Source organism: Chryseobacterium sp. 22458 (genome assembly GCF_052044975.1).
Taxonomy (GTDB): domain Bacteria; phylum Bacteroidota; class Bacteroidia; order Flavobacteriales; family Weeksellaceae; genus Chryseobacterium.
The window spans coordinates 197,783-211,794 of record NZ_JBQEOA010000005.1; the positions used below are offsets into that span (position 1 = coordinate 197,783).

A 14,012-nucleotide genomic window follows, 5' to 3' on the forward strand; every position below is an offset into this window, starting at 1 on the left:
AATATTTGAACTATTTTCTTAAAGGAATTAATGGAAAATCAAAAAAAGTAATTTTCAAAAAGGATGTACAGACAAAATATACTTTAATTGTAGATGCAAAATGGATTTATGCTGGCTGGTATGGCGGAATGATAGGATCTCAGGAGGCGAAATTAACAGCAGATATGAAATTTGTGGAAACTGATAATCCTTCAAAAGAGGTTATGAAATTAAAGGCAGATAAAATAGGAGGTAAGCAAATGAATCAACAATTTGCGTGGGAGTACGGAAGAATAGCTGCAGCTTATGAAGTTACTGGTAAAAATTAGGAAAAGAAATTAAACAAGCTACAAAATAATTAAAATGGTCTGATAAAATTCAGACCATTTTTTATGGTCATTTATCAATAAAAGTAAATATCTTTGGGCCCTTAAATAGTAAAACTATTACACTATGAAAAAATTATTTCTGCTGCTTTTTGCAGCCATTACCACGGCAACTTTTGCCCAGAATAAAATTAATATTGAATCTGGAAATTTTGATTTTCTGAAAGATCAGACTGAAGTGGATGTTCAGTTCATATTTGAGAATGCCACTTTTCACGAAAAGAACCTTACAGAAGCTCAGTATCTGGAAAACAGAAAAACTGACATTACCAATAAAAAAGGAGCATCTACCTGGGCAGAATGGAGTTCTCAGTGGGGAATATTCAAATCTTCAAGATATGCAGATTTTTTTCTTAAAGGACTGAATGAAAAGTCAAAAAAAGTGGCTTTCAAAACAAATGTTCAGACAAAATATACCCTGATTGTTGATGCAAAATGGATCTATGCAGGATGGTATGGCGGAATGATAGGATCACAGCCAGGAAAATTAACGGCAGATCTTACATTTGTAGAAACAGATAATCCTTCAAAAGTAGTGATGAAACTGCGTGCAGATAAAGTAGAAGGAAACAAAGGAAACAAGGAATTCGGCTGGGAGTATGGCAGAATTGCTGCAGCCTATGAAGTAACAGGAAAAAAGCTGGGGAAAGAAATCAAAGATGCTTTGAAAAAATAAAACAAAAACGGTCTGAATTTTCAGACCGTTTTTTTATTGTTGATTTTGCTGTTCCTGCTTTTCCAGTTTGATGAGGTTCGCAAGATTCTTTATTACCGTATCGTGTTTCTTCACAAAAGGATTGTCTTTGTTCCAGACGTAGCCTGCGAGTACTGCACAGATCTTTTTCTTTACGTCCGGATTTTCCGGCTGGTGGAAAAATAGTTCCTGAAGATTTCCGGTATACCATTCTTTTACATATGTGGTGAAAACATCCACGCCGTATAAAATATAATCAGTGTATTCTGTCTGCCAGTTGATTTTCTCCCCGTTTAACTGTCTTAAAGCCAGTTTGGCAGCAAGCATTCCGGACTCAGTGGCAAAAGCCATTCCTGATGAGAAAACAGGGTCCAGGAACTCAGACGCATTTCCCGTTAAAGCAAATCCATCCCCGAACAGACTTTTTACAGAACAGGAATAATCTTTCAGATGTCTTGGTTCAAAAAGGAATTCAATATCTCCAAAACGTTTTACATAATAATCTGAAAGAGAAATGGCTTTTCTCAAAGCTTCAGTTGTATCTCCGTTTTCAGACAGTTTATCAATATATTCGGTAGGGCCTACAATTCCTAAACTTGTATTTCCGTTGGAAAAAGGAATTACCCAAAGCCATACTTCCGTTTCAATAATATCAAAAGAAATTAAAGTTCCCTCCTCTCCCGGTTCTCTGTTGATATCATGGACGTGGGAGAAAATAGCAGAGTGAGGAGACAGTTTTGATGGTTTTTCTAAATCAAGCAGACGAGGCAGTACTCTTCCGTAACCGCTGGAATCAATCACAAACTTAGCATGGATCTCCTTCGTTTCTCCATCTTTAGTTCTTACTGTAGTTACAGAATCTGTTCCTTCAAATTTAATGTCAATAACTTCAGTCTCAAATTCAAGATCAATTCCTTTATTAATCACCTCCTGAGCAAGAGTATTATCAAAATCAGCTCTCGGAACCTGCCAGGTCCAGTCCCAGCCTTCCCCGAATTTATTGCTGAAATCAAAAATGCAGACCTCGTCTCCACGAAGGAAACGGGCTCCCAGCTTTTTTTCAAAGCCCATTTTGTCTAATGCAGGAAAAAGACCGGCCTCGTCAAAGTGGTCCATTACCCTTGGAATTAAGCTTTCACCCACCACCAATCTGGGGAATTTTGTCTTTTCGACAACTTTTACGTTGACGTTGTTCTTCTTTAAGTATGAAGAAGACACGCATCCGGAAGGTCCAGCCCCGATTACAAGAACGTCAACAAATTCTTTGCTCATCTTTGATTTTTTATTTTAATAATAACTTTTATCTTTGCCGCAAAATTAGTGACAAATAATTAATATTTTACAAAATTATCAACTATTACTTTTAATTGATGAAAATAAATAACTTTTTAGAACTGAAAGACTTTCAAAAAATTATCATTGGGAATGAAAAAATAGAACTGGATGAATCACTTTTATCAAGAGTGGATAAAAGTTTTCAGTTTTTAAAGGAATTTTCAAAAAATAAAGTAATATACGGTGTAAATACCGGTTTCGGCCCGATGGCCCAGTTCAAAATCAGTGATGAAGACACTCATCAGCTTCAGTATAACCTGATCAGAAGCCATTCTTCGGGAATCGGAAACCCTTTGCCTGCAGAAGAAGTAAAAGCATGTATGCTGGCAAGACTGAATACCTTATCATTAGGGAATTCAGGAGTGCACCAGTCTGTTATTTATCTTCTTAAGGAGCTGATCAACAGAGATATTACTCCACTGATCTTTGAACACGGAGGAGTAGGTGCAAGCGGTGACCTTGTGCAGCTGGCTCACCTGGCTTTGGTATTAATTGGAGAAGGAGAAGTCTTTTATAAAGGAGAAAGAAGATCTACCAAAGAAGTTTTTGAAACTGAAGGTTTAGAACCGATACAAGTAGAGATCCGTGAAGGTCTTGCCTTGATGAACGGAACTTCCGTAATGTCAGGGATTGGTATTGTAAATGCTTATAAAGCCAATCAGCTTACTGATATTTCCATCAGGCTTTCCTGTGCTATCAACGAGATTGTTCAGGCCTATGATGATCATTTGTCAGAAGCTTTAAACGGAACCAAAAAACATTACGGTCAGCAGGAAGTAGCGAAAAGAATGCGTGTACACCTGGCAGACAGTAAACTGATCAGAAAAAGAGAAGACCACCTTTATACCCATTTTGAAGAACAGGAAAAAGTATTCAAGGAGAAAGTACAGGAATATTATTCTTTAAGATGTGTTCCTCAGATTCTAGGCCCTGTTTTAGATACTCTGGAATACACGGAAAAAGTTCTTGAGAATGAGATCAACTCTGCGAATGATAACCCGATCATCAACGTTGAAGACCAGCATGTGTATCACGGAGGAAATTTCCATGGGGATTATATCTCTCTTGAAATGGACAAGCTTAAAATTGTGGTTACTAAACTTACCATGCTTGCAGAAAGACAGTTAAACTATCTTTTGAATGCTAAAATCAACGAAATTTTGCCTCCTTTTGTCAATTTAGGTAAATTAGGTTTCAATTTCGGGATGCAGGGAGTACAATTTACGGCAACTTCTACTACAGCAGAAAGCCAGATGTTGTCAAACTCTATGTATGTTCACAGCATTCCAAACAATAATGATAATCAGGATATCGTAAGCATGGGAACCAATGCAGCGGTAATCTGCAGAAAAGTAATTGAAAATGCCTTTGAAGTACTGGCAATCGAAGCCATCACTATTATTCAGGCTATTGAATATCTTGGTTTCCAGGATAAAATTTCATCATCTACAAAAGAGTTGTATGATGAAATCAGAAAAATTATTCCTGCATTCTCAGACGATATGGTGATGTATCCGTATCTGGAGGAAGTAAAGAAATATTTAAAAGACATGTAATTATTAGCTGTAATGAATTGTCTGTAATATATGCAGGGATAAAAGCTAACAAAAAAACTAAAAACGATATAAACACTAACGCATGAAATGTGCAATTGTAACAGGAGGCTCCAGAGGAATCGGGAGAGCAATCTGTATAAAACTGGCTGAAGAGAAAAACTATCACATCCTTATCAACTACGCTTCAAACGAAACCGCAGCCAACGAAACATTGGCTAAAGTGAAAGAATTGGGCGCTACCGGAGAAATTCTTAAATTTGATGTAGGAAATACCGAAGAAACACAAACTGTTTTAACGGAATGGCAGGAGAAAAATCCTGATGCCGTGGTAGAAGTGATTGTCAATAATGCCGGAATCACAAGAGACGGTCTTTTTATGTGGATGCAGAAAGAAGACTGGAACAGCGTGATTAATACAAGTCTGGACGGATTCTTCAATGTGACCAATTTCTTTATCCAGAAACTGCTTCGTAACAAATACGGAAGAATCATCAATATGGTTTCCGTTTCAGGAGTAAAAGGAACTGCAGGCCAGACGAATTATTCTGCTGCGAAAGGTGCATTGGTAGGCGCTACAAAGGCTCTTGCCCAGGAAGTTGCCAAAAGAAACATTACAGTAAATGCAGTCGCTCCGGGCTTTATCAGAACAGATATGACCCAGGAATTTAATGAAGATGAGCTGAAGGCGATGATTCCTGCCAACAGATTTGGTGAAGCTGAGGAAGTAGCTGATCTTGTTGCATTTTTAGCATCCAGAAAAGCTTCATACATCACAGGAGAAGTGATTAATATTAACGGAGGAATTTATTCATAAAATGGAAAATAGGGTTGTGATTACCGGAATGGGAATTTATTCCTGCATCGGGACGTCTTTAGAAGAGGTCAGGGAATCCCTATATCAAGGAAAATCCGGTATTGTTTTAGATCCGGATAGAAAAGAATTCGGTTTCAGGTCTGGTCTTACAGGAGTGGTTCCAAAACCTGATCTGAAAAACCTTTTGAACAGACGCCAGCGTATCAGTATGGGCGAAGAAAGCGAATATGCTTATCTTGCTACTATTGATGCATTGAAGCAGGCCAATCTGGATGAAACGTTTATGGACTCCCATGAAGTCGGGATTTTATACGGAAATGACAGTGTTTCCCAGGCGGTAGTAGAATCTATAGACATCGCAAGGGAAAAGAAAGATACTACATTGATGGGATCGGGTGCGATCTTCAAATCAATGAATTCAACAGTAACGATGAACCTTTCTACAATTTTCAAGCTGAAAGGAATCAATCTTACTATCAGTGCGGCATGTGCCAGCGGATCTCATTCTCTGGGGCTTGCTTACATGATGATCAAGAATGGTTTTCAGGATATGATTATCTGCGGCGGAGCTCAGGAAACCAACAAATATTCGATGGCCAGCTTTGATGGTTTAGGTGTTTTCTCAGCAAGAGAAGAAGAACCAGCGAAGGCCTCAAGACCTTTTGACGCCGGGAGAGACGGTTTGATCCCAAGCGGAGGTGCTGCCACATTGATCGTTGAAAGCTTAGAATCTGCCCAAAGAAGAGGAGTGCCCATCATCGCAGAAATTATAGGCTATGGTTTTTCTTCCAATGGAGGACATATTTCCACCCCTAATGTAGACGGACCGGCTTTAGCGATGGACAGAGCCTTGAAACAATCAGGCTTACAAGCTTCAGATATCGATTATATCAATGCTCATGCAACTTCTACTCCAATAGGAGATGCTAATGAAGCCAAAGCTATTTATGAGATCTTCGGAAGCGAAGTTCCGGTAAGTTCTACCAAATCAATGACCGGACATGAGTGCTGGATGGCAGGTGCAAGTGAAGTTATTTACTCTATTCTGATGATGCAGAATGATTTCGTAGCCCCTAATATCAATCTGGAAAATCCTGATAATGAGGCTCAAAAGATAAATTTAGTCGCAAAAACAAAAAATCAAAAAATTGATGTATTTTTGTCGAATTCTTTTGGGTTTGGGGGAACCAATTCTGCACTAATAGTTAAAAAATTTGATTAAAAACATGGAAAGGGAAAAGATTGTTGCCATCGTTAATGATTTTCTGGTAAATGAATTCGAGGTAGACGGAGATGAAATCAGTAACGATGCCAACCTTAAAAATACACTGGGCTTAGACAGTCTGGATTATATTGACATGGTAGTGGTGATCGAATCTAATTTCGGAGTGAAATTAGGCGAAGCCGACTTCAAGAAAATGGTGACATTTGATGATTTCTACACAACAATTGAAAATAAGATAGCTGAGAAAAACGCTTAGTTACTGAGTTAATCTTTATTCTATAAAAAAGTACCAATGTAATAATGTAACGGTGCCCTGGCTGCACTAAAGATATTGTTACATTGGTATACTCTTATTATATTGGTAAATTATAGCTATGAACAAATGGAAAGGTAAATCTAAAGGGACGGTACTGGGATACAGAATATTCGTCTGGTGTATTAGAAATATCGGAATCAGAAGTTCATATGGTGTGCTTTACTTTGTAGCCGCTTATTACACTCTGTTCCAGAAGAAGAGCAACCAATATATTCTCTATTATTTCCGGGAAAGATTAGGCTACGGATACCGGCAGGCCAAAGCTTCCATATTTAAAAGCTATTTCACCTTCGGAAAGGTCCTTATCGACAAAACCGCTATTTCCGCAGGACTCAGAGAAAAATATACCTACGAATTTGATGGTATTGAAAATCTCAGAAACCTTCTGGCTGCAAAAAAAGGAGGCGTGCTGATCAGTGCTCATATCGGGAATTTTGAAATTGCAGAACATTTCTTTGCAGATATTGATTTCGACTGTCAGATCAATCTGGTGACTACAGACCAGGAAGTAACCGTAATCAAGGAGTATCTGGAAACAGTTGCGGTGAAAAAGAGCAACATCAAATTTATTTACGTAAAAGACGACATGTCTCATATCTTTGAGATCAATCAGGCACTATCCAATAATGAGCTGATCTGCTTTACCGGAGACCGTTATTTTGAAGGATCCAAATACCTTGAGGCTGATCTGTTGGGTAAAAGTGCAAAATTTCCTGCCGGTCCGTTTCTTATTGCTTCAAGATTGGGGGTTCCGGTAGTGTATGTGTACGTAATGAAAGAAAACAACCTTCATTACCATCTATACGCAAGAGTAGCACAGAATATCAAAAATCGGGATTCACAGGGGCTTTTACAGTCTTACGTTCACAATCTTGAAACCATGGTGAAAAAATATCCGCTTCAATGGTTTAATTATTTTGATTTTTGGGATGATGTTGATTAATTTTTCTATTTTTACCTCCTAAAAACTAATAAAAAACTCAAAACCATTAAGATTTGCAGAGAATTTAAGATCACTCAATAGTATTACCCAAATAGTATTTCTTTGCATACCAGACCAAAGTAATAACTGAATTTCTTAATTTCTCAGGCTCTTAATTTAAAAGCACATTCACTTTTGAAAAAAGAATATGACATACTTGTAATCGGCAGCGGATTGGGAGGTCTTGTTTCGGCTCTTGTTTTGGCGAAAGAAGGCCTGAAGGTTTGTGTGCTGGAGAAAAACAACCAGTATGGGGGTAATCTGCAGACTTTTTCAAGAGATAAGCTTATTTTTGATACTGGGGTTCATTATCTCGGCGGCTTGTCGGAAGGGCAGAATTTAAACCGTTTTTTTTCCTATCTGGAAATTATGGATGGGCTTGAGCTTCAGAAAATGGATGAAGATGGCTATGACAGAATCAGTTTTGGAGATGAATCAGTTCAGTATCCTCATGCCCAGGGTTATCAGAATTTCGTTGAACAGCTTTCCAGATATTTTCCGGAAGAAAAAGAAAATCTTGAAAATTACTGTGAAGAGATTCAATATGTATGCAGTCAGTTTCCAAGATATCATGTGATTGGGAAAGATAATTACAATGAGGAAATCCTGCACCTTAATACCAAAAGATTTATAGAATCCGTTACCCAGAACAAAAAATTGCAGTCGGTTTTGCTGGGCTCCAACTTTTTATATGCCGGAGATTCCGAAAATGTCCCTTTCTATGTACATGCTCTTACGGTAAACTCCTATATTCAGAGTGCTTATAAATGTATAAAAGGAGGCAGCCAGATCTCTAAACTGCTGATCAGAAAGCTGAGAGAATACGGCGCTGAAGTTCATAAACATTCCGAAGTTTCCGGATTTGTTTTTGATGAAAATAATGTTTTAAAATCGGTACAGACAAAAGCGGGAAAGGAATATAGTGCCAGGCAGTTTATTTCAAATATTGAGATTCGGGCAACCATTAAGCTGATTGGAGAAGAAAGACTAAAGAAATCTTTTATGAACAGGGTTTTAAGCTGGCAGCCGGTTTCATCATGCTTTAGCGTGTATATTGTTCTAAAATCCCAAAGTCTTCCCAATTTCAATTATAATATCTATCATTACTCATCAGAAGAGCAGGTCTGGAATGCATTCCGCTACAGAAAAGAAACATGGCCGGAAACCTATATGCTTTCATCCACGGCTTCAAAGCATCATCCGGAATTCGCAGAAAGTCTTACCGCAATTTCCTATATGGATTTTGAGGAAGTGAAAGAATGGGAAAATACATTCAATACCGTGGCTGATGAACATGAAAGAGGTGAAGCCTATGAAAAATTTAAATTAGAAAAGACGGAGAAAATGATTGAAGCCCTGGAAAAGAAAATTCCGGGATTGAGACATGCAATTAAAAGAATATACACATCCTCTCCATTGTCTTATAGAGACTATATCGGAAACTTTGAAGGAAATATGTACGGCTATATGAAAAGCTCGGAAAACCCTCTTAAAACAATGGTTTCTCCCCGTACCAAAATCGATAATCTGTTTCTGACAGGCCAGTCTGTGAATATGCACGGAATTTTGGGCGTAACCATCGGTGCTTTTAACACTTGTGCTGAAATATTGGGAAAAGATGTTATTGATGGAAGACTAATACAAATGATTAATAATGAGAAGAAATAACGGGAAGTTGCCCATTTTGAATGAAGCAAGCCATATAAGCAATGATTCTTTCTGTGGCCGGAATAAGATCAAAGCACTGTTCTGTTTATTACTTATCATTAATCTGGTTTCGTGCGGAATTTCAAAATCTGTTCATCATATTCCTGAAGTTGGCCAATATCCATTGGAAATTCCAAAGATTACCCATATCAACGATTCAACGTTCAGCTATAACAAAAACTATCTTACAAAAAATAAACAACAGCTCTGGGAACTTTATATTAAAGGAAACCCTTTGCAGCTTGGGTATAACAACGGAGCATTGACACAGAACCTCATGCAGAAGCAGGAAGGAATTTTCTTCTCAAAGGTAGAAGGATTTGTGCCGTCGAAATTCAGGCAGAAGCTTTTGAGAGGCTTTCTGAAATGGTACAACAGAAAAATGTATCTGAACGTAAGAGAAGATTATCAGGCAGAGCTGTACGGACTCTCACAGTACTCGTCTGACCGTTACGATTTTATAGCTCCAAAATATCTGAGAAACCTTTACCTCCACGGAGCCCACGATATTGGCCATGCCATGCAGGACCTGGCCATGGTAGGATGCAGCTCTCTTGCCGTATGGAATGAGAATACGGAAGACGGAGACCTTCTCATAGGAAGAAACTTCGATTTTTATGTTGGTGATGATTTTGCTCAGAATAAACTGATAGAATTTGTAGATCCCGAAGAAGGTATCCCTTACATGTCAGTGAGCTGGCCTGGAATGATAGGAGTAGTTTCCGGAATGAATAAAGAAGGAATTACAGTGACAATCAATGCCGGAAAATCAAAAATCCCTCTCACTGCAAAGACACCAATCTCACTTGTTACAAGAGAAATTCTGCAATATGCCCGAAATATTGACGAAGCAATTGCTATTGCCAGGAAGAGAAAAGTTTTCGTGTCAGAATCTATTCTGGTAGGCAGTGCTTCAGATAAAAATGCTGTGATCATCGAGGTTTCACCTAAAAACTTCGGAGTCTACAGAGTTCAGAACAGCAGCAGGGTACTTTGTACCAACCATTTCCAGTCTGATGCCTATAAAGATGATAAAAGAAATCTGAAACATATTGAAGAAAGCCATTCGGAATACCGTTATGAGAAACTTCAGGAGCTTTTGCAGGAAGAAAAAAAGCTGAATCCTGAAAAAATGGCAGCTATTTTGAGGAACAGATCCGGATTGAAAGATGAAAAAATAGGATATGGAAATGAAAAAGCGCTTAATCAGCTGCTGGCACATCATGCCGTTATATTTTCACCACAGAAAAAATTAGTTTGGGTTTCTTCCAGTCCTTACCAGCTGGGAGAATTTGTTTGTTATGATTTGAACGAAATTTTTTCCGGTAAAAACGTGGGACATAGTCTTCAGGCAAAAACAGAATTTAATATTGCAAGAGATCCATTTGCGGATTCTAAAGATTTCCAAAATTATGAAATGTCTAAAATGCTGGGCAAAGAAATCAATGACGCTGCTGAAAATAAAAATATATTGTTGACAGATGATCTCATTCCCTATTATCAGTCTCTGAACCCCGATTTTTGGCTGGTCTATTATCAGTCTGGGAATTATTATTTTAACAAAAAAGAATACCTGAAAGCAAAAGCTGAATTTGAAAAAGCCCTGACGAAAGAAATTACCACAGTTCCGGATAAAAAGAAGACAGAAAAATACCTGAAGAAAACCTTAAACAAACTGAAATGATTCCAAAATCTGTTAAACTGCTGTTCATCATTCCTTTTATAGTTATTATAGGATATTCTGTGTATCTGTGTGCGGTATACAGCTCGATTCCTGATACCATCCCCATTCGCAGTTTCGGAAATAGTAAAGAAAGCTATGGGAGTAAAATATTCCTATTTTTACCCATACTGCTCAATCTGATTATTCTTGTTTTTATCTGGCGCATCATCAGCAGACCGGATAAAATCAATTTTACTTTTGAGATCAGTGAAGAAGACAAAGGGAGAACCTATTATACAACACAGTTGGTGATGGTGATTCTTGCTATATTTGTTACGATCCTTATGGGACCATTATCTTTTGCAGATGTTGTTTATAAATAACTTACCGTGAAAAACCTATAATCATTTTTTTATTATCTGCTCATTATTGTCATTTTCTCAGGACAAAAGGAAACAGATAATATGTTGTTATTTTTAAAATCCATGGTATAATTTATTGTAGAATAGGAATTTGTGGGAAGATAAAATTTTTCGATAATTTGCTTTAAACTGAAGTGTTTTTTGCTTTATTTATTTTTTTTTAGATTTTTTTTATGAAAAAATGTAACAATATTAACTGTTTCTCTACTAACTGACAGTTATTAAATTTTGTTAAAAAGTAAATTCATGAAAAAAATTCAACTCAGTGTTAAGCTGTTGATGTTTTGTTCACTTTTCAGCGTTGGAGTAATCTCTGCGCAGAAGTATGAACAAACAATCAAAGACTATGTAAATTCCAGCCAGGGATTTCAAAGAGTAAATCCGGAATTGAAGTCATTTAAAATCATTAATGTAGATGCTTCAAAAAGTTTGAAAGGAGATGTTGTAGGAATACAGCAAACCATTAACGGGATTCCTGTTTTTGGTAGTTCTGCCAACGTTCTGATCAGGGAGGGTAAAGTATTAAGCTTTGCAGATACTTTTATTAAAGCTTATCCTACAACAGTAAAAGGAAAAGAAAATGCCAGAAAAGATGCGTTTGTTGCAGAGGCTGTTCAGAAATTTAACGGATCTCTTACCGTAAAAAATACTGAAGGAAAAGAAGAACCCATAACCATAAGCCCTGTTTATTTTGCAAAAGGAGGAGAGCTGATACTGGGATATCAGTTTAACACAAAAGAAAAAGAAACAAGCAATGTATGGAGTATCATTGTAAGTGCGGAAAATGGTTCTATCCTGTATCAGGAAAATACAACACTATCCTGCAATTTCCATTCTGATGCATATGATCACCACCATTCTTTGGGCGAATCTTTATCAGAAACAACTGCGCTGCCATCTGCATTACCAACTAATATTGGCGCTTCAGAACTACAAAAGAATACAAATTTTCTTTTAGCTCCGGACAACGCTTCTTATAATGTCTTTGCATTTCCTGTAGAGGCTCCCACTTTTGGAAGCAGAACACTCCTTACCAATCCATGGGATTTAACAGCTTCTCCTGAAGGCTGGCATTCTGACGGAACCAATCATTATACGATAACACGAGGTAATAATGCTTTTGCCTACACTGATGAGAATAAGACGGATTTGCCTCAGTTTTCTCCTGATGGTGGGGCCAGCAGAACATTTGATTTTCCTTTAGACGTAACAGCACAGCATACCACTTATACTTCTGCTGCAGTAACCAATTTATTCTATACAACGAATAAAATGCATGATGTATTCTATAAATTCGGATTTACAGAGTCTGCAAGGAACTATCAGACCAATAATTTTGGAAATGGAGGAGTAGGTAACGATCCCGTTCTTGCAGAAGCCAGAGACGGAAGCGGGCTTAGTAATGCTAATTTCAACCCGGGGGCCGATGGAGCCAGCGGAAGAATGCAGATGTTCCTTTTTTCACCTACCGGTAATGTACGATATTTATACTATAATGCGCCATCCAGTTACGCTGCGAGAACACCCGTAGCGACTACTGCCAGTTTCGGACCCCAGCTTATAGGCGGGCCTGCCGTTACAGGTGATCTGGCTCTTTCAACACCTGCGAATGCCTGTACAACGGTTACAGCAGGAAGTCTTACTGGAAAAATTGCCGTAGTAAGTGCTGCAGGATGTGATTTCACTGTCAAAACAAAAAATCTGCAGAATGCCGGAGCCATAGGAGTTATACAATATCACCCAAATCAGAATACCCCTGTCGGGATGGGAGGTACAGACAATACGATTACCATTCCTACAATTATGGTAGGCCTATCAGAAGGTCAGTTTTTAGTAAATGATCTGAATAACGGTATTGTTGGAAATGCTACACTAAGAACTGATGCTGTTTTTAAAGACGCCAGTTTAGATAACGGAATCATAAGCCATGAATATGGGCATGGAATTTCCAACCGCCTTACCGGAACAGGAAGTAACTGTCTGTCTTTCATTTCATCCAATGAACAAATGGGTGAAGGATGGTCTGATTTCTTTGCATTGATGATCACCACCAAACCTGGAGACAATGCTTCTGTTGCCAGAGGAATAGGTACTTTTGCGTCAGGGCAGCCAACGACAGGAGGAGGAATCAGACCGGCACAATACTCCCCGGATTTTTCGATCAATAACTATACTTATGGAAGAACCAATGGAATGAAGGTAAGTACCAATTCTGTACTGGGTCCTATTACCGTGCCGGATTCTCACAGTATAGGCTTTATCTGGGCTTCAATGCTTTGGGATCTTAACTGGAAATATGTAGAAAAATACGGTTACAACAGTAATGTGTTAGCAGATCCTAACAGTGGTAGTGCAAGAGTATTACAATTGGTAATGGATGCGCTTAAATTACAGCCATGTAACCCAAGCTTCATAGACGGAAGAAATGCGATCCTTGCTGCTGAGCTGGCCTCTACGAATGGAGAAAATAAATGTATGATCTGGAAAACCTTTGCGAAAAGAGGTCTAGGGGTGAATGCTTCAGCAGGACAGCTTAATGGTTTGGCATTCGGGGCCAACCAGCCGTTCCCGGAAATGAATGACCAGGTTGAAGACTTTACTGTTCCTGAAGAATGTGCGACTTTAGGCGTAAATGAAGTTAAAAATTCTAAAGGAATCGCCATCTATCCGAATCCTGTAAGAAATGAGTTTACCATACAGACTCCTTCAGATGTAAACCTTTCCGGAATTACAACCGTTTCTATCTATGACTTTACAGGGAAGCTTATCTCTAAAGAAAGCATCAACCTTAATAAGCAGAATAGGATCAGTGCTGAAAAGCTGATCAATGGAGCTTATGTTGTAAAAGTTAGCAATAATTCGATCGATTATACACAGAAAATTATTGTTTCTAAATAAAAAGTAAAGATCATCATTATAAAAATCCCGGGAAG

At 38.1% G+C, this 14,012-nt stretch carries 12 protein-coding genes; 11 read left to right on the forward strand and 1 reads right to left on the reverse strand.

Annotated features, from left to right (window positions below; all coding sequences use genetic code 11):
* The first annotated feature begins 5 nt into the window (after positions 1-5).
* Both ACTJJF_RS18340 and ACTJJF_RS18345 read left to right on the forward strand, forming a co-directional pair.
* Positions 6-308 (forward strand): hypothetical protein, encoded by a 303-nt coding sequence (locus ACTJJF_RS18340; RefSeq protein ID WP_440700585.1) that lies wholly within the window; start codon positions 6-8, stop codon positions 306-308.
* Positions 309-432: 124 nt separating this feature from the next.
* Positions 433-1,041, forward strand: coding sequence for a hypothetical protein (locus tag ACTJJF_RS18345; RefSeq protein WP_440700586.1), 609 nt, complete (start codon positions 433-435; stop codon positions 1,039-1,041).
* 33 nt (positions 1,042-1,074) lie between these two features.
* On the opposite strand, the gene ACTJJF_RS18350 is transcribed toward ACTJJF_RS18345, so the two are convergent.
* Positions 1,075-2,331 carry an NAD(P)/FAD-dependent oxidoreductase gene (locus ACTJJF_RS18350; protein WP_312298765.1) on the reverse strand — a complete coding sequence of 419 codons (1,257 nt, stop codon included), beginning with the start codon at positions 2,329-2,331 and terminating at the stop codon, positions 1,075-1,077.
* A gap of 98 nt (positions 2,332-2,429) precedes the next feature.
* Between ACTJJF_RS18350 and ACTJJF_RS18355 the strand changes: the two genes are divergently transcribed.
* From ACTJJF_RS18355 to ACTJJF_RS18395, 9 genes are all read left to right on the forward strand, one after another.
* On the forward strand, positions 2,430-3,950 hold the full coding sequence (locus tag ACTJJF_RS18355) for an HAL/PAL/TAL family ammonia-lyase (RefSeq protein ID WP_440700587.1): 1,521 nt from the start codon (positions 2,430-2,432) through the stop codon (positions 3,948-3,950).
* Positions 3,951-4,032: 82 nt separating this feature from the next.
* On the forward strand, positions 4,033-4,764 hold the full coding sequence (gene fabG, locus ACTJJF_RS18360; RefSeq protein WP_440700588.1) for a 3-oxoacyl-ACP reductase FabG: 732 nt from the start codon (positions 4,033-4,035) through the stop codon (positions 4,762-4,764).
* Position 4,765: 1 nt separating this feature from the next.
* Positions 4,766-5,986 (forward strand): beta-ketoacyl-[acyl-carrier-protein] synthase family protein, encoded by a 1,221-nt coding sequence (locus ACTJJF_RS18365; protein WP_312298762.1) that lies wholly within the window; start codon positions 4,766-4,768, stop codon positions 5,984-5,986.
* Positions 5,987-5,990: 4 nt separating this feature from the next.
* Positions 5,991-6,245: an acyl carrier protein gene (locus ACTJJF_RS18370; RefSeq protein WP_047377388.1), complete on the forward strand. Its 255-nt coding sequence runs from the start codon at positions 5,991-5,993 to the stop codon at positions 6,243-6,245.
* A 118-nt stretch (positions 6,246-6,363) separates the two neighbouring features.
* The gene (locus ACTJJF_RS18375; protein ID WP_312298760.1) at positions 6,364-7,248 is read left to right on the forward strand and encodes an LpxL/LpxP family acyltransferase; all 885 of its coding nucleotides are present in this window, start codon (positions 6,364-6,366) and stop codon (positions 7,246-7,248) included.
* 174 nt (positions 7,249-7,422) lie between these two features.
* Positions 7,423-8,955, forward strand: coding sequence for a phytoene desaturase family protein (locus ACTJJF_RS18380; protein WP_312298759.1), 1,533 nt, complete (start codon positions 7,423-7,425; stop codon positions 8,953-8,955).
* A complete protein-coding gene (locus ACTJJF_RS18385) occupies positions 8,942-10,678 on the forward strand; it encodes a C45 family peptidase (RefSeq protein ID WP_312298758.1) in 1,737 nt (578 codons plus the stop codon). Before ACTJJF_RS18380 ends, ACTJJF_RS18385 begins: the two co-directional genes overlap by 14 nt.
* Positions 10,675-11,040, forward strand: coding sequence for a hypothetical protein (locus tag ACTJJF_RS18390; protein WP_312298757.1), 366 nt, complete (start codon positions 10,675-10,677; stop codon positions 11,038-11,040). The genes ACTJJF_RS18385 and ACTJJF_RS18390 overlap by 4 nt, the downstream gene beginning before the upstream one ends.
* Positions 11,041-11,325: 285 nt before the next feature.
* On the forward strand, positions 11,326-13,977 hold the full coding sequence (locus ACTJJF_RS18395; protein ID WP_440700589.1) for a T9SS-dependent M36 family metallopeptidase: 2,652 nt from the start codon (positions 11,326-11,328) through the stop codon (positions 13,975-13,977).
* Positions 13,978-14,012: the final 35 nt, after the last annotated feature.